The sequence below is a fragment of the Paenibacillus eucommiae genome, assembly GCF_017874215.1.
GTDB classification, from domain to species: domain Bacteria; phylum Bacillota; class Bacilli; order Paenibacillales; family NBRC-103111; genus Paenibacillus_AI; species Paenibacillus_AI eucommiae.
On the sequence record NZ_JAGGLB010000012.1, the window covers coordinates 211,088 to 228,990 of the forward strand.

20 protein-coding genes are annotated in these 17,903 nt (G+C 41.9%); 8 read left to right on the plus strand and 12 right to left on the minus strand.

Annotated elements, in window-relative coordinates; all coding sequences use genetic code 11:
- Positions 1–223: 223 nt before the first annotated feature.
- The gene (locus tag J2Z66_RS18515; RefSeq protein ID WP_209973003.1) at positions 224–1,987 is read left to right on the plus strand and encodes an ABC transporter ATP-binding protein; all 1,764 of its coding nucleotides are present in this window, start codon (positions 224–226) and stop codon (positions 1,985–1,987) included.
- Here the strand turns inward: J2Z66_RS18515 and J2Z66_RS18520 are convergent.
- Together J2Z66_RS18520 and J2Z66_RS18525 are read right to left on the minus strand one after the other, a co-directional pair.
- A complete protein-coding gene (locus tag J2Z66_RS18520; protein WP_209973005.1) occupies positions 1,984–3,021 on the minus strand; it encodes an aminoglycoside phosphotransferase family protein in 1,038 nt (345 codons plus the stop codon). The two genes, J2Z66_RS18515 and J2Z66_RS18520, sit on opposite strands and share 4 nt — an antisense overlap.
- Before the next feature lie 112 nt (positions 3,022–3,133).
- Positions 3,134–4,018, minus strand: coding sequence for an aminoglycoside phosphotransferase family protein (locus J2Z66_RS18525; RefSeq protein ID WP_209973008.1), 885 nt, complete (start codon positions 4,016–4,018; stop codon positions 3,134–3,136).
- A gap of 232 nt (positions 4,019–4,250) precedes the next feature.
- Between J2Z66_RS18525 and J2Z66_RS18530 the strand changes: the two genes are divergently transcribed.
- Genes J2Z66_RS18530 through J2Z66_RS18550 form a run of 5 tightly spaced genes read left to right on the plus strand, consistent with a single transcriptional unit; the run spans position 4,251 to position 9,540 of the window.
- The gene (locus J2Z66_RS18530; protein WP_209973010.1) at positions 4,251–5,819 is read left to right on the plus strand and encodes a spore germination protein; all 1,569 of its coding nucleotides are present in this window, start codon (positions 4,251–4,253) and stop codon (positions 5,817–5,819) included.
- A gap of 49 nt (positions 5,820–5,868) precedes the next feature.
- Positions 5,869–7,050 (plus strand): Ger(x)C family spore germination protein, encoded by a 1,182-nt coding sequence (locus tag J2Z66_RS18535; protein ID WP_209973012.1) that lies wholly within the window; start codon positions 5,869–5,871, stop codon positions 7,048–7,050.
- Positions 7,051–7,063: 13 nt separating this feature from the next.
- Positions 7,064–7,297, plus strand: a complete 234-nt coding sequence (locus tag J2Z66_RS18540) for a hypothetical protein (RefSeq protein WP_209973020.1) — start codon at positions 7,064–7,066, stop codon at positions 7,295–7,297.
- A 16-nt stretch (positions 7,298–7,313) separates the two neighbouring features.
- Positions 7,314–8,408 carry a GerAB/ArcD/ProY family transporter gene (locus J2Z66_RS18545; protein ID WP_209973022.1) on the plus strand — a complete coding sequence of 365 codons (1,095 nt, stop codon included), beginning with the start codon at positions 7,314–7,316 and terminating at the stop codon, positions 8,406–8,408.
- 1 nt (position 8,409) lies between these two features.
- A complete protein-coding gene (locus J2Z66_RS18550; protein WP_209973023.1) occupies positions 8,410–9,540 on the plus strand; it encodes a GerAB/ArcD/ProY family transporter in 1,131 nt (376 codons plus the stop codon).
- 40 nt (positions 9,541–9,580) lie between these two features.
- Here the strand turns inward: J2Z66_RS18550 and J2Z66_RS18555 are convergent, their stop codons facing one another.
- The 10 genes from J2Z66_RS18555 to J2Z66_RS18600 form a co-directional block, all read right to left on the minus strand.
- Complete coding sequence (locus tag J2Z66_RS18555) at positions 9,581–10,744, minus strand: MFS transporter (RefSeq protein WP_209973025.1); 1,164 nt, start codon at positions 10,742–10,744, stop codon at positions 9,581–9,583.
- Between the two features lie 79 nt (positions 10,745–10,823).
- Entirely contained in the window at positions 10,824–11,135 is a 312-nt protein-coding gene (locus J2Z66_RS18560; RefSeq protein WP_209973134.1) for an ArsR/SmtB family transcription factor, read from the minus strand.
- Positions 11,136–11,296: 161 nt separating this feature from the next.
- Positions 11,297–11,950 carry a FusB/FusC family EF-G-binding protein gene (locus J2Z66_RS18565; protein WP_209973028.1) on the minus strand — a complete coding sequence of 218 codons (654 nt, stop codon included), beginning with the start codon at positions 11,948–11,950 and terminating at the stop codon, positions 11,297–11,299.
- 272 nt (positions 11,951–12,222) lie between these two features.
- Complete coding sequence (locus J2Z66_RS18570) at positions 12,223–12,426, minus strand: hypothetical protein (protein WP_376774435.1); 204 nt, start codon at positions 12,424–12,426, stop codon at positions 12,223–12,225.
- 291 nt (positions 12,427–12,717) lie between these two features.
- Complete coding sequence (locus J2Z66_RS18575; protein WP_209973031.1) at positions 12,718–13,203, minus strand: SRPBCC family protein; 486 nt, start codon at positions 13,201–13,203, stop codon at positions 12,718–12,720.
- A gap of 27 nt (positions 13,204–13,230) precedes the next feature.
- Entirely contained in the window at positions 13,231–13,659 is a 429-nt protein-coding gene (locus J2Z66_RS18580) for a VOC family protein (RefSeq protein WP_209973040.1), read from the minus strand.
- 70 nt (positions 13,660–13,729) lie between these two features.
- Positions 13,730–14,170, minus strand: a complete 441-nt coding sequence (locus J2Z66_RS18585; protein WP_209973042.1) for a VOC family protein — start codon at positions 14,168–14,170, stop codon at positions 13,730–13,732.
- 165 nt (positions 14,171–14,335) lie between these two features.
- Complete coding sequence (locus J2Z66_RS18590) at positions 14,336–14,728, minus strand: VOC family protein (protein WP_209973044.1); 393 nt, start codon at positions 14,726–14,728, stop codon at positions 14,336–14,338.
- A gap of 63 nt (positions 14,729–14,791) precedes the next feature.
- Positions 14,792–15,664 carry a pentapeptide repeat-containing protein gene (locus J2Z66_RS18595; RefSeq protein WP_209973046.1) on the minus strand — a complete coding sequence of 291 codons (873 nt, stop codon included), beginning with the start codon at positions 15,662–15,664 and terminating at the stop codon, positions 14,792–14,794.
- 124 nt (positions 15,665–15,788) lie between these two features.
- The gene (locus J2Z66_RS18600) at positions 15,789–16,469 is read right to left on the minus strand and encodes a TetR/AcrR family transcriptional regulator C-terminal domain-containing protein (RefSeq protein ID WP_209973049.1); all 681 of its coding nucleotides are present in this window, start codon (positions 16,467–16,469) and stop codon (positions 15,789–15,791) included.
- Between the two features lie 127 nt (positions 16,470–16,596).
- Between J2Z66_RS18600 and J2Z66_RS18605 the strand changes: the two genes are divergently transcribed.
- Both J2Z66_RS18605 and J2Z66_RS18610 read left to right on the plus strand, forming a co-directional pair.
- Positions 16,597–16,971 (plus strand): VOC family protein, encoded by a 375-nt coding sequence (locus J2Z66_RS18605; RefSeq protein ID WP_209973050.1) that lies wholly within the window; start codon positions 16,597–16,599, stop codon positions 16,969–16,971.
- A 180-nt stretch (positions 16,972–17,151) separates the two neighbouring features.
- Positions 17,152–17,901 carry a class I SAM-dependent methyltransferase gene (locus tag J2Z66_RS18610; RefSeq protein ID WP_209973052.1) on the plus strand — a complete coding sequence of 250 codons (750 nt, stop codon included), beginning with the start codon at positions 17,152–17,154 and terminating at the stop codon, positions 17,899–17,901.
- Positions 17,902–17,903 lie beyond the last annotated feature (2 nt).

Here is a 17,903-nt window from a genome sequence, read left to right on the forward strand (position 1 = left end):
GAAATAACCACTCTCACAATAATTACAGAGGGTGGTTATTTATTTCCATCATGTTATCTTCAAGTGATGTATTTACCTAAAGTCACTGCATATCGGTACATTGGCAACATAATTTCATGAGCCCATAATTTACATTTCGGATAAACGATTGACCATATCCCCCCATGGGGGATATAATGACAATTATATCAATTCATCGTGATAACCACTTAAGGAGCATATCATGTCAAGCTATAAAGCCTATTTGGTATTTGTAAAACCTTATTGGAAATTAATTTTGATTACTCTTTTGATTGGTATGGTCAAATTTGGGATTCCCATGACACTACCGATTATTATGAAGTATGTGGTTGACGATTTGCTACTTAGCTCGCTTCCAATAGTCGAAAAGACTGAAAAGCTGATATACGTTATGCTTGGTGCATTTGCATTATTCGTATTTATTAGAGCACCGATTGAATATGCCAGACAATATTTTGCTCAATTGATAACTAGCCGAATTCTTTATGATCTACGCAATCATCTGTATGGTCATATCCAAAAGCTTTCATTAAAGTATTATCAAAATCATAAAACCGGAGAAATAATTTCCCGCATGATTAATGACGCTGATCAAACGAAAAGCCTAGTTGAAACAGGAATGATGAATGTTTGGCTTGATTTATTTACACTTTCCATTGCCATTGGATTTATGTTTAATATGGATTATAAATTGACATTGATTTCAATTGCAATCTTCCCTTTTTATGCTTTGGCTGTCAAAAAGATGTATAAGAAGTTGCATTCTTTCTCTAAATCTAGATCTCAAGCCTTAGGGGACATGCAAGGATATATGTTTGAACGAGTGAATGGAATCTCTGTCATTAAGAGTTTCACGCTAGAGGAAGTGGAGAAACGTAATTTTGACAAAAAAAATAATCATTTTCTTCAAAAAGCGATTGCTTTAACAAAATGGAATGCGTTGACGAATGGTATTATAAATACCTTAACGGATATTGCCCCTCTATTGGTTTTATTTTATGGAGGATATCAAGTTATTAACGGTAATCTTACACTAGGTACTTTTGTAGCATTTTTTGCCTACTTGGACCGGATGTATACGCCACTACGTCGTTTAGTCAATTCTTCCACTGAGCTTACTCAAGCGAGTGCTTCTTTAGAGCGAGTTGTTGAATTTATGAACGAACCCTATGACATTTCAGACTCACCTCAAGCAATGCCAGTTGATAATGTAAGAGGCAAGATTGTTTTTGATCAAGTATTTTTCCGCTATCAATCCACAACAGATTGGGTGTTGAATAAAATTCAATTGAGCATCCAACCAGGAGAAACCATTGCATTCGTTGGAATGAGCGGCGGAGGTAAATCCTCATTAATCAGTTTACTTCCACGATTCTATGATATACAACAAGGTCGTATACTGCTGGATAATATCGATATTAAAGATATAACAATACAAAGCTTGCGAAGTCAGATCGGAATGGTTCTGCAAGATAATATTTTATTTAGTGGAAGTGTCCGCGACAATATTCTGTTCGGTAGACCTAAGGCCACAGAAGATGAAATCATTCAAGCAGCACAAGCTGCCAATGCACATGAGTTTATTTTGAGCTTACCTAATGGATACGAGACTGAAATCGGTGAACGAGGGGTCAAACTTTCTGGAGGACAAAAACAAAGAATTGCTATTGCGAGAGTGTTTCTTAAAGACCCAAGGATATTAGTGCTAGATGAAGCAACCTCTGCGCTAGATTTAGAGTCTGAGCATTTGATCCAAGAATCCCTGGAAAAATTGGCTAAGGATCGAACAACTTTAATTGTCGCGCATCGATTATCGACGATTACTCATGCTGATCAAATTGTGCTCATTGAAAATGGTGAAATCAAAGAAAAAGGAACGCATGACGAATTAATGTTGCACGACGGAGCATATGCTCGTCTATTTAATGTGCAGAATTTGAAGGAAGTCGTAATAAATACAAACTAGCGAGAAACTAAGGAAAGTCCGTCCGATAACCATTCTATACCAACTGGAATGAAATCAGCATAGTCGTGGATGGCTTGTAATGTTTTTATTGCTTCACTTGTTCCAAGCTTTTGTTCCGTGTCATCCGTACACTCCAGTTTAAGAGATCGTCTGATATTATAGGCTAACCAATCTAACTTTCCTTGAAAGCCATAGTTCAGCACATCAAGCAAGTTATCGCAAATTACTCCTCCATGATTCCTATATGCACTTATTATCGTGCAGAAAGCATCCTTGCTTAAATTGCCCGTTGGAAAGCCTGACCAGTTCAATGCCACATCAATCAGTTCATACGTTGGGTTGGTCGCTCCTGCTGATTCCCAGTCTATGATGATTGGAACCTGATTTTCGTCCCATAACACATTTTTTTGGTCTAGATCCCCGTGGCTGATAACCTTATTGTTGCTCAACAATCTTGCTGATGAATGAGCTAATTTTTCCCAATGATATACCTTATTTAAGCTATCTAAAAGCAAGTACGACCATTCCAAGCTTTCATGTTTTCCTTTGTGGGCATAATCACTCCAATCCACTTCTGCTGAATAAAAGTTTTCATTCTGATTATCTACAATAAGTTGAGAAAAATCAGTATTGTGTATGTTCGCAAGGACTTCCCCCATCATTTTGCAACAGTCCATATCAATGACCCCTGCAGGTAATATCCTCCCTTGAACCCATGGAAACAGCAAATAATATTGACCATCAACTTCATGTATACAGCTTCCCTTTGATGCTATAGCCGGAAGTGCGTTTATTTTATTTTGGTAAGCCATGTTTGCGACCTTCTCTGAAAAAATAAAGTTGTCCATGGCAGTTGTACGCTGCATAATTTGCGGGTTTAAAGCTTTCACTGCGTAAGCACCTTTGTCTGTTTTCAGTTGATACATTCTATGAAGGAAACCGCCAAACACTTGGTCTGGTTCAGTTGTTAATTGTCCTAGATTGAATTCTGCGCATAACTTGCCGAAATTTAATTTATAATTCAAGTTTTCCATAGTTCGTCATTGGCTCCTATTTTCTGCCCGCGACCATTTCTAATGATAACCAGCGGCCTTGATCTTGTATGATGAAATCTTTTTCGCCATCGTGTCATGCACCATTCGTGTGTTATGCAAGGACTTCATCGATAGCCCGTCGAGATATTGCGGCGAGTATGGGGTTCGTATCTAAGTAGTAGGCGAAGGCGATTAGCCCGAATGACAGTGCCCAGCCGCGGCCTCGAGCCCATGTGGCGTCATCCACCGTTAGTGCTGAGCGGAATAAATTACGGCTTTCGGCGGATAAGAGCGTCCACGCGACCATCAAATCACATGCCGGATCACCTATACCAAGAGTGCCGAAGTCTATGACAGCACTTAGTTGTCCCTGATTAACCAGCAGGTTCCCCGGATGAAGGTCTCCGTGGAGCCATACGGCTGTGCCCTGCCACACTGGGGCTTGCAGGGTTGCTTCCCAGGCAGCCGTTAGCATCTCGGTATCGAACAAGCTGCTCAGGGCTGCAATTGCGTTCCGGACGGGAGCGTCCCGCATTGCCAGTGGCTCGCCCCGGCCAGAGTTATGCGGGCCTGGGGACGGCCCACCAGCGGGATCGATCCGCTGCATGGAGGCTATGAATTGAGCCAGTGCGGTCGCGGCTTGGCGAAGATCGTCGATTCGCCCGATGGTTGCGTTCTCGCCTTCGAGCCACCGGTACACGGACCAGCGCCAAGGGTAGCCCTCGGCGGGCATTCCCATCGCTAGTGGGGTCGGGATGGAAAGAGGTAACAGTGGTGCAAGTCTCGGCAGCCACTGCTGCTCCTTCTCGACCTGTTCAATGGCCCATTCAACGCGCGGTAATCGAACGGCCATATCCTCTCCGAGCCGATAGATCGCGTTGTCCGTCCCGGCTGATTCTACCGGCTGGATAAGTTGGTCTGCCCATTGCGGAAATTGCGCAGTGATCAGCCTTTTCACTAGAGTTACATCGATCTCTATCTCATTCGTTTGGTTCATTTGAGAATACACTCCCTCAAATTAGCGTTTATCCAACTTCGTTGCTAGTCACAACAGTCTTATTTTTTAATGATATCATAGTAAGGTTTTCAACTCGTAGTAATGGATAGCTATAACTAAACTCTCCTTCCCGTATGCTCATTCTTAACATCTGCATCCTGAAGTTTATAATCATACAATTGGGATATAATAGAAAAAATTAGGTAGCCTAGGTTGGAAGAAGGTCAGAGACATGAAATTCAGCAGAAAAAAAGCTCACGCTAATGTCTTGCCTGTACATGATGACGCTGAAAGCCCGCAGCTGGTTCAAATCGAATTTCTAAAAGCCAGCCTGCAGGAAAATATTCAGCATATTAAAGAAGTTCTCGGAAACAGCGGCGATATCGTGATCAGGGAAATTCGGATCGGCTCAGAGAGACAGCTTCAAGCGGCCCTTTTTTATACTGAAGGGCTTGTCGATACCAAATCTGTTCATGAGTATATCATGGAAACGCTCATGTCGGGCATTGAATTTACGGGTCCAAATCTATTACAGGACATGAAGGACTGCATCTTAACGGTAGGAGACATTCAGGAAGTATCGGAGTTTGTCACACTTTTTACTTCCCTCCTGTCTGGCGATGTCATCCTTTTATTGGATGGATATACACAAGGTTTTATGATAGGCATGAGCGGTTGGGAAAGCCGCAGTGTGAGCGAGCCCGCTACCGAATCGGTCGTTCGCGGACCGAGGGAAAGCTTTACGGAAAACTTGCAAACGAATACGGCATTAATCCGGAGAAAGATCAAAGATCCCAATCTATGGCTAGAACGCAAACAAATCGGTAGAGTGACGAAAACGAAAGTAGCCGTCATGTATATTCACGGCATCGTCAACGACAAAATTGTCGAAGAAGTGCACAAGCGTCTTGATCGCATCGATATGGACGGCATTCTTGAAAGCGGCTATGTGGAGGAATTGATCCAGGACGAAACATACACGCCGTTTCCGACCATTTACAATTCGGAACGTCCGGATGTGATCGCGGCCGAGCTCCTTGAAGGGAAAATTGCCATTTTGGTGGATGGGACGCCGTTTGTACTCATCGTCCCTGCGTTGTTCATTTCTTTCTTTCATTCCATGGAAGATTACTTTCAACGTGCCGACATTAGCAGTTTCATCCGCATCCTTCGTTTCTTCGGCTTCTTAATCGCGCTCCTCGGTCCGTCGATATATATCGCCATCACTACGTTTCATCAGGAAATGCTGCCGACACAGCTCTTGATCGGCTTGGCGGCTCAACGTGAAGGCGTGCCCTTCCCCGCTTTTATTGAAGCTTTCATGATGGAGGTAGCCTTCGAAATATTGCGGGAGGCCGGTTTGCGGATGCCGAGGACGATCGGGCAAGCGGTATCGATCGTCGGAACGCTCGTCATCGGGCAAGCAGCGGTTGAAGCAGGCATCGTTTCCGCTGCTATGGTCATCGTCGTCTCGATTACTGCGATTTCCGGTTTTGTTTTTCCTGCCTCCAACATGTCCATGGCGACTCGCATGCTTCGATTCCCCTTAATGGGTCTTGCCGCTTCTTTCGGCTTATTCGGGATTATCATCGGGGTCATAGGGCTTGTTCTGCACTTGTGCAGCTTGCGTTCGTTCGGTGTCCCTTACATGAGCCCGTTTGCTCCAATTGTTGTCGACGATCTGAAGGATACAGTCTTCCGGTTTCCTCATTGGGCAATGTCCTCCCGTCCCAAGTTGATCAGTCAGAAAAACCTCAGACGCGCGCGAAATACGTCTCCGAAGCCGGATAACCGGACATGAGAGCCGTTCTATGGCATCCAGACGACAGCTTGATTAAAGGGGGATGTTCATGGTACGAAAGCTGTTCATCTTATTTCTATCCGCTGTCCTGCTCGTAACCGTTACGGGATGCTGGAACCGCAGGGAATTAAACACTCTCGCGATCACCGTCGGACTTGGCATTGACAAAGCAGGGGACAAATATAAAGTATCCGCACAAGTCGTCAATCCGGGAGAGGCGGCTTCCCAAAAAGGAGTCGGCATTCGTTCACCAGTCAGCTTATATCAGGCTACCGGATCTTCCATTTTTGAAGCGGTTCGTAAAATGACAAAAGAAAGTCCTCGTAAGATTTACTCGTCCCATGTACGAGTCGTTATTATTGGCGAATCGCTGGCCAGAGAGGGTATTGGGGACGTTCTCGATTACATGTCGCGGGATCACGAGTTTCGCACCGATTTTTACATCGTGCTGGCGAGAGAGGGCGAAGCGGCAAACCTTCTGTCGATCATGACTTCACTGGAAAATATCCCGTCAATCGGGATGTTCGATTCCCTAGAAACTTCGCAGAAAGCCTGGGCTCCCACGGTAAAAGTCACGTTGGACAAGCTGATTTCCGACCTGACCAGCGAAGGCATTCATCCTGTATTGACCGGTATCAAAGGGGATATCGAAAAGGGCAAAAACAACAATGCCGTAGAAAAAAGCCGTTTTGAGTCTGTCGGGTTAGCGGTATTTAATGGCGATAAACTGGTCGGCTGGTTAGGTGAAACCGAAAGCAAGGCTTATAACTATATAACCGATAATGTACAGAGCACGGTCGGGTATGCACCATGCCCGGATGGAGGCGGAGTTTCACTAGAGGTCATTCGTTCAAAAACGAATCTAAAAGGAAAGCTAGTCAACGGCAGCCCCGCGATCGATGTGAACATTCGAACGGAAGCCAACGTTGGAGAAGTCGCATGCCGCATCGATCTGACCAAAACAAAATCGATCGAGGAGCTCGAAACAATATCCGAGCAAATAATAACGGATTTTATCGAAGCGGCAATCAAAAGGGTGCAAAAACAATACAAAGTGGATATTTTTGGATTTGGGGAAGTCTTCCGGCGTACGGAACCGAAAATCTGGAAAAAATTCGCTAAAAAATGGGATAAACAGTTCGCCAATCTCCCAGTAAACGTGAATATCGATTTCAAGATCCGGCGTCTTGGCACCGTGAACAATTCCTATCTGGAAGAAATGAAAAAATAAAGGAGCTGTCCGGATGTGGAAAATTAGCGGGATACTTGCAGTAACCGCCGTAATCGCCCTGCTTGAGGTTCCTACACTTTGGAAAAAAAAATTAGTGAGGGAACTGTGGGTATTTGCCATTCTGCTGCTGGTGGGTGCAGGACTCAGCTTTGCGCTTGTTATGCATGCGCCCATTCCAAACCCACTCGATTTGCTCACATGGATTTACAAGCCAATCAGCGATGCCGCAATGAAACTTTTGAGCTAAGGGAGTCTCGCAACAGATGTTGGAAACCGGTAGAATTAGCATTCGACAATTTACAATACTGGTCGCTCTTATAACCGTTGGCGACTCGATCCTCATTTTGCCGGCCATCCCCGCATCGGAGGCGAAGCAGGATGCATGGCTGTCCGGCATCGTCGGCTTGATCGTCGGACTGCTTGTCGTTTATTTGATCGGAACGGTTGGCCGGCTGTATCCTCGTTTAAACCTGATCGAATACAATACCAAAATATTGGGATCGTGGATCGGAACAGCCGTCTCTCTCTTCTTTTTGCTTTATTTCTTCTATAACGCTGCGGCACTTGTTAGAGTAATCGGCGATTTTATGGTTACACAGATCATGCCGGAAACTCCCATCGACGCTATCCATATATTGTTTCTGGGTGTTATCGTCATGGGCCTGCGGCTTGGACTTGAAACCGTCGCTAGAGCCGGGGAAATCTTTCTCCCCTGGTTTGTACTGCTTTTCCTTGGGCTAGTCATGTTTCTTACTCCTCTGGTGGATGCCAAACAATTGCAGCCGATCCTGACTGAAGGAATAAAGCCGATTTTACGGGGGTCCCTTTTCTCCGCCACTAACCCCTATATAGAGCTGGTCGCGTTTTTGATGATTTTCCCATACGTCAATAAGACTGAAAAGCTTCGCAAATATTTTGTTTCGGGGGCATTGCTTGGAGGAATCGTTCTCGTCGTCATGATCGCTTTATCCATCCTTGTGCTTGGCGTTGATTTTACGTCTAGAAATATGTATCCCAGCTATGCGCTCGCCAAACAAATCAGCATCGGCCGGTTTATAGAAAGGCTAGAAGCGATAATGGCCATCATGTGGATCTTAACATTATTCATAAAAACCTCGGTCTATGTATATATTCTCCAACTCGGTCTTGCACAAGTACTCAAACTGAAAGATTTTCGGGCACTCGTCCTGCCATTGGCTTATATTATTGCCGCTTCCGCCACTGTGCTTTCCCCGAATATTACGTATTTTAATCGACAAACAACGACATATTGGCCTTATTTCGATATGACATTTGGCGTAGGTTTGCCCTTGTTGCTTCTAGGGGTGCATGCTCTTCGCCGAAGAGGAGGGACATGAGATGCTTGAAAAAGGAAAAATAAGTGTTCGTCAATTTACGATACTCGTTACGTTATACTTGGTCGGCAGCGCCATTCTGATCATTCCCTCGATTCTTGCCTCCAAGGCCAAACAGGATGCTTGGATTGCGGCTATTGCCGCAGTATGTCTCAGCTTGCTTATTATTCCTCTTTACATCGCGCTTGGAAAGCGATTTCCGAACATGACATTTGCCGAATATAGCGAAGTGATTTTGGGCCGGTGGCTGGGGAAAGTGGCTATTGCGCTGTTTCTCATTTATGTTTTTGTCAGCGCGGCATTAACGCTTCGTAACATCGGGGATTTTATGACGACCCAAATCATGCAGGATACTCCGATTCAAGCCGTTCACATCCTCTTTATGATCGTTGTCGTGATGGGAGTCAAGCTCGGGCTGGAGCCTTTGGCACGCGCAGCAGAGCTATTCTTCCCTTTTATCGTCCTGCTCATTATTATCTTGGTTCTGCTAATAGCGCCTCAGATGAAAATGGTCAACTTGCAGCCCGTCTTGGATGAAGGGTTCTTTCCTGTGCTGAAAGCTACGATCGCCTTTTCCACCTTTCCGTTTTTAGGATCTGTCACTTTTCTTATGATTTTTCCTGCGGTAAACCGGATCGAGAAAGCTGGAAAAGCATTATTTATAGGTGTGCTTCTCGCTGGAGTCATATTAACAGTCATTGCAGTAGTGGGTATCTCTGTGATCGGAGCCGACCATGCGGCCCGGAGTAGCTTTCCAAGCTACGAAATAGCAAGAAGAATCAACATAGGCGACTTCCTGGAACGTATCGAAGCGATTATGGCCATTATCTGGTTTCTTACTATCTTTTTTAGACTAAGCATCATGCATTATGTTCTGTCTTTGGGCATAGCACAAACGTTACGTTTAAGCCAATATCAGGTTTTGGCAATCCCTTTGGGCGTTTTCATCATCCCATTCTCCATATTCTTAGTGCCAAACACTACCTATTTGTCTACGTTTAATAAGATCACTTTGCCAGTATTCATATTTACCATCGCCCTGCTTCTGCCTCTTCTGCTGCTCATTGTTGCCGTCTTTCGAAAAAAAAGAGGACCGAAGATTGAAACGGATAATCGAGTAAGCGGAGGCGGCTAGCCCCTGACTTCTCACACCGTGGTAAATCCGAGTTTTATAATCAAACAAATGACGACGATTTAATATTTTTTATTTTTATCATGATCAATAAGAAAGCAAGTAGTGCAAACATAATTCCGCTCCAGATGAGCTGATGTAGGCCCAAGTGAGAAATAAACCAGCCACCGACAGAAGCTCCTACAGTAATTCCAAGATTAGAAAATGAGACAAACAAGCTGTTGCCGAATTCAGGAGCTTCTTTCGCTTCAGAAGTTAACAAGGTTTGACTGACAATAAGACCTCCGGAATGTACGGCTCCCCAAATCAATACGATTACAACCATCGGGATCAAATAAGAACCCAGATAATAAGCAAATAAGTAAATTACCGCGTATAGCAGAGGAAACATCATGACAGTCTTGGTAATGCTTCTATGCAAAAAGTCCCCAAATAAAAAATTCCCAAAAATCATGATCACACCAAAGACCATCAACATGATACTTATCCATAACCCGTTCATATGTGTTACTTGTCCAAGATATTCAGCAAAGTAGCTGTATACAGAAAACATAGCTGCAAAGATGAAAATAACAGTCAAGATATTTAACCATAATTGAGGTTTGCGTAATATACCAAGCTGCTTGCCATAAGACATTTTTTCTTTAACAGGCATGGAAGGGAGCCAAGCTAGTATCCCTATAAAAGCAATCATGCTTACAACAGCCCCAAACAGGAACGCAGCTTCTAACGATATCTTTTCCGCGAGATAAGAAGTCAATGGCACGCCAAAAGCAAACCCGATCGTTATTCCGGCAAACACCTTTGTGACAGCTTTGCTTCTTTTTTCTGGAGGGACAAGTTTGGCTGCGGTCACAAGGGCCACCGAAAAAAAGACAGGATGAAAAATAGCAGGGAGAATACGGAAAGCCAGCATCACATCGAACTTGGTTGTATAGGCATAAACCATATTTGAAATGGCAAAAATAAGCACAGCGGTTAATAGAATAACTTTACGATTAATACCGGAAGCGAGTAATGTCAGGAAGGGCCCTGAAATGGCAACAACTAAAGAAAATATACTTACAAGCCATCCGGCCTGTGAAGTTGATATATTAAATTTTTGAGTTACCTGAGGAAGAACACCTATAATACCCATTTCCGTTGTAATAATTCCGAATACGCCCAAAGCAAGAATAAAGATAAGTAAAGGGTTAACCTTTTTCATTTTAAATATAAGCCTCCAATCAAATATACATATACAGAAATCTAGATATGAAAAACAAAAAAAAGACCTCCTTTTCATCTTACAGTGTCTTTTGGATATACTCGGAAAATTCCTGTATGGTTTTTTCGTTCCGACGATAGTACGTCCACTTCCCAATCCGCTCAGATTCCAGCAAACCAGCTTTTTGCATAGTCGACAAATAGCTTGAGATAACGGACTGTGTAAGTCCCGCTTTAGTCTGAATATCTCCCACACATACACCAATCCGAAAATTGAGACCTTGTTGTAAATAAGACTGTTCATCAAAGAATTCATCCGGATTTTTTAACCATAACATAATTTGACAACGCGTCTCGTTAGACAAAGCTTTATAAATCAATGAAGGTTCCATATAGATCATTATATCTACTTTTTTAGATTTGTAAATATGAGAGGTGATTTTACCTCCAATTCTTTCTCTTTAATGGGCTGCAATGTTCAATCTGTAAAAAAAAGATCCTTTGAGAACGTACCAAGTACCCCCAAAGGATCGCAGATCGAATATAACACCTTTTAACCTATGACTTCCTGAATAAATCTTTCTAAGGAAGTAATATCTGTTATGCTCTTGTTACATTCATGGCTGGCAATGCACATATAGTTACCGACAGCTTTATAATAATCCGGAGAAGAATTAGCGGGTCTTGATTTGGATACAGCGGAGAATAATGCAGTCTCCCCATGCTTATTACATAAAAAACATGTGCTTTTCTTATTTGTAGGGATATATTTGCCTTCGATACCGACGACTTTACCCTGCAAATTATAAACAATGAACATTTTGTTCGTAGCTATATCAAGCCAACTAAGGTAGGTTATATGAGAGTAATCTATCTTTGATAAATCAGGTATCTTAAGTTTTTTATTTTTGGGGAATAATTGTTTAAGCTGTTTTTCTGTTACTTGTGGAAATTCCACCAAATAGGGTTCTAATCCACTTAGATAGCTTTGAAAATCTTCATCTGTCTTTAATGCAGAAGCTTTTACTAATAGTTGCTTTTGAGTATCCGCAGCATTCTGAAATAATTCTAAGACTTTCGATTCAGTGCTATACCTCACTGCCTCCACTACTTTTGAGTCGGACACTGTCTTGCAAGCAAGCTGCAGTATTCCTGTCTGCTTTTTAATAAAGTTATATTGATGGTTTCTAATAAATGTTTCGATCATAATATGCTCAGCCCCTTATTTTAGATAAAAATTGGAAATAAGGTGCAAAGCCAAGTATTAGAAACGATATAAGCTCTTTTGGGCGATATGATCTTAACTAGATGTTCACCCCATGCAAAGTATCGCCTCTGTAACTAGGCTCTGCATGAGGATGCTGAAGTACCTGACAATCGAATCTTATTTGCCATTTCTAAACACCCCCTAACGGCTTACATATAAAATTATAAATATAATTAAACATTCTTGCAACTCAGCTTCATTAATACTCAACTTCATTTATATTTTTTGAAAATTTTGGGTGCCCTTTTAATTCCTTCTGTCCCTATGATACTGCCAACAGATGCTGCTAACACACTTGAACAAATAATTTTAACTACATAATAAATGCCTGTTCCAACTATTATATCTAGGATTACAAATTTTTTTATTGTAGATCCTTTTATAAAGTACACGACCATTTGGCTGTTTTTATCCATTTTCAACGCATCACACCTAATCTTTTTTATAAAGAGGGTATGAAAAGGTAACTTGTTCGTATTCTTCTTTCTTCTGTGAGCAGTTCGGCCAGTTTATCCATTGGAATCAATTGCCCTCGAAATTTCCTCCAATGGCAAGCCTATTCCAAAAAACGGCAGTCCTAACCCAAGAAGGTTAACTGCCGTTTTGGTATTTAACTATTTTCGCTCACCGAAGTTGCTCATGGAGCCGCGCCTATTTGACCTGTAGTGCGCAGAGCAGCTATACTTTTGCTTAGCTAAAGATAATTCTTAGCGTTTAACGTGGGCATCAGGAGCCTTGTCCGATACGAGATTCAATACGATATTGTGCTCAAGAAACGCCTTTAGCCCGCAGAGAACAATCGTAAATCCTTCCGTTGAATCTAGGGCTTGCTTTACGGTGTCATCCCCATCTCCCTCAAACCCCGAGTTTATAATGGAGACGAAAGTTTCGTTCTCCGCCCGAGAAGTAAAAATCCACTCGACCAAAGTGTTGTCACCAAACTCGATGAGGATTCGCTTGTCTTCCTCGATCTCTTTTACGTTAACTTCTGTAGAAGCACCGTACATCTCCCAATCCCACTGGACCCGTTTTCCCGTTTCCAATCTTCCGCTGCTTTTGGTGAACCAGAATTTCGAAGTAATCTCAGGGTCGATAAAAGCCTCAAACACATCTTTAACCGGTTTTCTAATAAGCATTTCTGTCTTTACAACAGGTATATGATTCAGGGTTGCCACTATGATTTCTCCTTTCATCGTGCAAAGTTCAAGTTGAAATCGAAGTTATTCCGTAATTTCCATGTCCCACTCTGGATTCCAGACTACTTCCCACAAATGTCCATCAGGGTCTTGGAAGTGACCCGAGTATCCGCCCCAAAAGGTATCATGCGCCGGGTCAGTTATAACAGCACCGGCCTTCTTTGCCTGTTCCATTACCTTGTCGACCTCTTCCTTACTACCTACATTGTGACCAATTGTAAACTCTGTTGGACTTGATGCGGTCTGAACAACTTTTGCCTCATGGGCGATATCTTTGCGCTTCCAAATTGCCAGCCGCAGGCCTGCTTGTAAGTCGAAAAAGGCAACGGCGCCATGCTCAAATTCTTTACCAATTATACCTTGTGTTGGCAGTCCAAGACCGCCGCGGTAGAATTCCAAAGATCTTTCCAGATCATCTACACCCAGTGTAATCACCGTAATTCGTGGTTTCATTTAAATACCTCCTTATTGTTCCATTTTCACATGAAATCATCATAAGAATCAGTATTACATTTTTCAGGAATTACTCTCCCGGGTCTCGCCATTGTGGATCGACCTCATGCTGGTATTCTCCATTCCAAACATCAAATTTATTTCCATCCGGGTCGTAAAACTTAAAGTTGCTTCCGCATAAACCTCTGTTTTCAACTTCCTCAACTTCTACCCCACTACCTTTTAATCTCTCATGAAAGCCATTGAATTGTTCTATATTAATAGTTTGGAAAGTGATAACGAACATTTCATAATCATCTTTAGAAATAAAATTTAATTTAGGCTTCACATGGCCTTTAGTCTCAACCAGGAACAAAGTAGGCCCAGAATCTAATTTAAAACAATGTCCTCCCCATTCTAACCCCAGAACGTTTTCGTACCACCTTTTGGATTTCAAAAAATCCGTAACCGGGACATAAACTGTTGCTATACTTCCCAAACCAACTTTGGCATTTGCCTTTTGCTCTAACATATCTTAACTCCCTCTCATTTTCTAGTAAAATATTTAGAAGGTGTGTAGAATGAACAAATGTATGAAAGCAGCCCTGTTGTTCTATCCAGTGTACGGTTCATGTACAACTAACATATTCCCGCTTGGGTCGAAGAATTCAAAATCCATTCCTTCTTCCAATTTGCTTTATCCCCCGAAAGTGATACAATATCCATTCACATCTTTAATGGTAAACTCGTTCCAGTGCTCATTCCAGTGCAGCGTATCTATATCTCTGACGAAGTTAACTCCTTTTGCTTGAAATTCCTTCAACAAAGAACGGACCTCATTCGTATAACAATAAGCATCAAAATACAATCCACCTTCTAATGAAGAATACGGCTTTACATCAGCAGGATTTGAAACCGGATGCAATATGAAAGTGGTTGTTCCCCGATTCATATGAATATGCCCACCGATATTCTCCTGCTTAAAACCAAGCATCTGCTCGTAATAATCGATTGATTTTTGCAGATCGGCTACAATCAGCACCATGGTTGGGCCAGATATTTTTTCTACGTTCTCTTGAACATTTGTCATCTTATTGTACCTCCTACTTTGGGGATGGGTTCTTTATGTAAACGATACCAAATATCTTATAGTTTAATTACTGCCACCGAAGACGATTACATAACCATCTAAATCTCTAACTGCAAATTCTTTCCACTTATGATTTCCCACATCTTCAATTTGTGGCTCATAAGCTATAACGGCTCCTTTAGATACAAACTCCTCGTATAATTGCTGGACTCCATCAAAATTGGAATATGCATAGGTGTCCCAAGTTGCTGGAGGCCCGGGCCAGTCATAAGGGAAGTTTTGTTTTGTTGGTTTAGCGTTAGGACGAATATCGTCAAGACTTTCTGCTTGTTGAAGTATGAAACCTACTCCTTCTCGTTCGACGTGACCCCAATCATCAACTGAAAACCCTAATATATCCCTATAATATTGATGGGCTTCGGCTAAATTTGATACTAATCTCACCTGAAGGGCATTTTTGATTCGGGGTTGTTGTTGCTTGGACGAAATCCCAACATTTTTTAGCAGCTCATCAATCGCGATCCCATTTATCGTCAATCCAGTTATATCACAATCAGTAATCGAAATATTAGATAAGTCACACTTAGTAATGATACTATTTTTTAATTTACAATTTTCAAAAACCACCGGTTTATATGTTTGCTCAGCATTGTAATTCGAATCCATACTCTCAATGGGCCAATCAATATTGCGAAACTGAGCACCTGTGAATTGAACATTTTCAATAATGATATCGCTCAGATTACCGTTTGTTATTTTCGCTCCGGTCATATTAACGTCATCCAACTTTAAGTCTCGTAAGTCTGCGTTGTTTATTTGGGTTCCAGCTAAACTTACATCATCAAAATAAAGCCGCTGTGCATTCACTTCTTGAAATTTCGAGCCAGAAATATCCGTTCTTTGCAAATTCACTGCCCCTGTAGTCCATTCAGACATGCTCTATTCCTCCCGTATATATCGATTGGTAATACTATCCAAATCCATAATAGCGCACATACGTTCGTTTGTAAAGCTTAAAGATTTCAGTAGTCTGCTGCTTGATATGGGCATTCAGAAACGATTACTCTTGGCTCAATCTCGCAGTAAATCCGTCCAGTAGCACCCGTAATCCAAAGTTAAATTCTTGCTCCCAATCAGGACTTGTTAGGTATGGAGCAAGGCGAGCCATATGAGGAAAAGCAGCCGCTGGCAGGGCTTGATATATTTCGTTTACATTCTTCCCAAGCTCTTCAAATGTCTGCTCTCTTTCTTGAGAGATCTTTTGAAGCCGTACCTCTTCAGATACAGATCCAAGTATATAACTTTTAATCATCGAAGCCATCCAAGGAATTTCAATATCCTTAAATCCTGCTTTGCCCAGAACATCGAATAAGGCTTCAATTTGCTGAAGACGATTATAACCAGTTGAGATTGTGCTGCTATTAAAAATTTCAACAGAATCCCGATAAGAGCACAAGACTACTCTAAAATTAGTCGCCCAGACCACAAGTGCTTCTCTCCAGGAAATATCTCCGTTATGCCAGATAATATCCGAACTAATTTTATCTGCGAGTAAGCTGAGCAGCTCCTCTTTATCTTTTACATGCCAATATAAAGCCCCCACCTGTACCCCTAAGGATTCTGCTAATTTCCTCATAGTCAACTGCTTAAGCCCAACTTCTTCAAGAAGTTCAAGCGCCGCTAAAACAATTCTTTTTTGATCAAGATGCGGTTCAGTATCTGTTTTTGGACGTCTAGCCATCTATAACACTTCCCCTTATTTTCTGTTGACAATTATACCACAATGAATTAATCTAACGTTGATCACATGAATTGAACATTGTTCAATTACATTCAAACAAACTACCAAAATGATGGGAGATAAATAAATGAAACTAAATCACTTAAATCTTTGTGTCGATGACTTATCTGAAGCACAGCATTTCTTTCAAAATTTCTTTGGCTTCGAAACGTTAGATAAAAAAGCAGATTCTATTGCTAGCATGAGTGATGGACATGGCTTCAGTCTCGTACTAAGCAACCCACGCGCATTTGGAGGAGGAACTCCAGTATATCCCGATGGATTTCATGTTGGATTTTTTGTAGATACTACAGATCAGGTAGATAACATGTACTATCGTCTCAAAGAAGCAGGTATGGATATGAACGAGGAGCCGCGGACGATTAGAGGTGGTTACACCCTTTATTTCAAGGCACTTAACGGAATATTGTTCGAAGTTACTTGTCATCAAAAGGCCCAATGAATGTTCTTTCACAGAGCCTTTAGGAAAAGTAGCATATAAGAGACTTGCAGCTAATGGGCGTAGGTCTTTTTTTGTGCTATTTGAATCTGTTTGCAGAAGTAATTTTGCGTAAATAAAGTAAAGCATTGCAAAAGGGGATAATTTCCAATTATAATTAAAATTGAAAGGTGGTTAGCCAAAATGGACGAATTCGCATACAAAAACTTTTATGATACAGTTGGAAAAATGAACGGTTGGGACTTTAGCAAAGTAAAGTGTCACACAGAAGGAACTGCATGGAACTTTTATGATGAAGTCGTTCAAAGCTGTAAACGGTCGGATTTGTTGCTCGATATTGGTACAGGTGGCGGCGAAGCCCTATTGAATATAACTGAGGCCGCATTGCTTCTAGTCGGAATTGATATTTCAAGCGGAATGATCGAAACCGCAAACAGAAATTTAACAACATCCCAGAAAATGAATGTACGTTTTTTACAAATGGCCGCTGAAAATCTTGATTTCCCGGCGAATTTCTTCAACGTTGTCTCTTGCCGTCAATCTAACTTTAGTGCAAATCAAGTAGCGAAGGTGTTAGTGCCGCAAGGCGTCTTTCTCACTCAGCAGGTTAGCGAAGATGATAAATTAAATATCAAACAAGCATTCAAAAGAGGGCAAAACTTCGGTATAACGGATGGCACGCTAAAAAATAAATATATCAAGGAATTGACTGAAGCCGGATTTAGTGATATCCATTCATTCGATTTTGTAACGACGGAATTTTACGAAACCTATGAGGATCTCATTTTTTTGCTGAAGCACACGCCGATTATTCCTAAATTTGGACAATATGAACATGATTTCGACCTGCTGCACACATTTATTGCGGAAAATCAAACGGAAAAAGGCATCAGGACAAATGCTAAACGCTTTGTGATCATCGCCAAAAAATAAAA

Bases quoted from the DNA above. Each gene is read 5' to 3' on its own strand.
- J2Z66_RS18515 (WP_209973003.1), top strand. From the start codon at position 224: ATGTCAAGCTATAAAGCCTATTTGGTATTTGTAAAACCTTATTGGAAA.
- J2Z66_RS18520 (WP_209973005.1), bottom strand. From the start codon at position 3,021: ATGGAAAACTTGAATTATAAATTAAATTTCGGCAAGTTATGCGCAGAA.
- J2Z66_RS18525 (WP_209973008.1), bottom strand. From the start codon at position 4,018: ATGAACCAAACGAATGAGATAGAGATCGATGTAACTCTAGTGAAAAGG.
- J2Z66_RS18530 (WP_209973010.1), top strand. From the start codon at position 4,251: ATGAAATTCAGCAGAAAAAAAGCTCACGCTAATGTCTTGCCTGTACAT.
- J2Z66_RS18535 (WP_209973012.1), top strand. From the start codon at position 5,869: ATGGTACGAAAGCTGTTCATCTTATTTCTATCCGCTGTCCTGCTCGTA.
- J2Z66_RS18540 (WP_209973020.1), top strand. From the start codon at position 7,064: ATGTGGAAAATTAGCGGGATACTTGCAGTAACCGCCGTAATCGCCCTG.
- J2Z66_RS18545 (WP_209973022.1), top strand. From the start codon at position 7,314: ATGTTGGAAACCGGTAGAATTAGCATTCGACAATTTACAATACTGGTC.
- J2Z66_RS18550 (WP_209973023.1), top strand. From the start codon at position 8,410: ATGCTTGAAAAAGGAAAAATAAGTGTTCGTCAATTTACGATACTCGTT.
- J2Z66_RS18555 (WP_209973025.1), bottom strand. From the start codon at position 10,744: ATGAAAAAGGTTAACCCTTTACTTATCTTTATTCTTGCTTTGGGCGTA.
- J2Z66_RS18560 (WP_209973134.1), bottom strand. From the start codon at position 11,135: ATGGAACCTTCATTGATTTATAAAGCTTTGTCTAACGAGACGCGTTGT.
- J2Z66_RS18565 (WP_209973028.1), bottom strand. From the start codon at position 11,950: ATGATCGAAACATTTATTAGAAACCATCAATATAACTTTATTAAAAAG.
- J2Z66_RS18570 (WP_376774435.1), bottom strand. From the start codon at position 12,426: ATGGATAAAAACAGCCAAATGGTCGTGTACTTTATAAAAGGATCTACA.
- J2Z66_RS18575 (WP_209973031.1), bottom strand. From the start codon at position 13,203: ATGAAAGGAGAAATCATAGTGGCAACCCTGAATCATATACCTGTTGTA.
- J2Z66_RS18580 (WP_209973040.1), bottom strand. From the start codon at position 13,659: ATGAAACCACGAATTACGGTGATTACACTGGGTGTAGATGATCTGGAA.
- J2Z66_RS18585 (WP_209973042.1), bottom strand. From the start codon at position 14,170: ATGTTAGAGCAAAAGGCAAATGCCAAAGTTGGTTTGGGAAGTATAGCA.
- J2Z66_RS18590 (WP_209973044.1), bottom strand. From the start codon at position 14,728: ATGACAAATGTTCAAGAGAACGTAGAAAAAATATCTGGCCCAACCATG.
- J2Z66_RS18595 (WP_209973046.1), bottom strand. From the start codon at position 15,664: ATGTCTGAATGGACTACAGGGGCAGTGAATTTGCAAAGAACGGATATT.
- J2Z66_RS18600 (WP_209973049.1), bottom strand. From the start codon at position 16,469: ATGGCTAGACGTCCAAAAACAGATACTGAACCGCATCTTGATCAAAAA.
- J2Z66_RS18605 (WP_209973050.1), top strand. From the start codon at position 16,597: ATGAAACTAAATCACTTAAATCTTTGTGTCGATGACTTATCTGAAGCA.
- J2Z66_RS18610 (WP_209973052.1), top strand. From the start codon at position 17,152: ATGGACGAATTCGCATACAAAAACTTTTATGATACAGTTGGAAAAATG.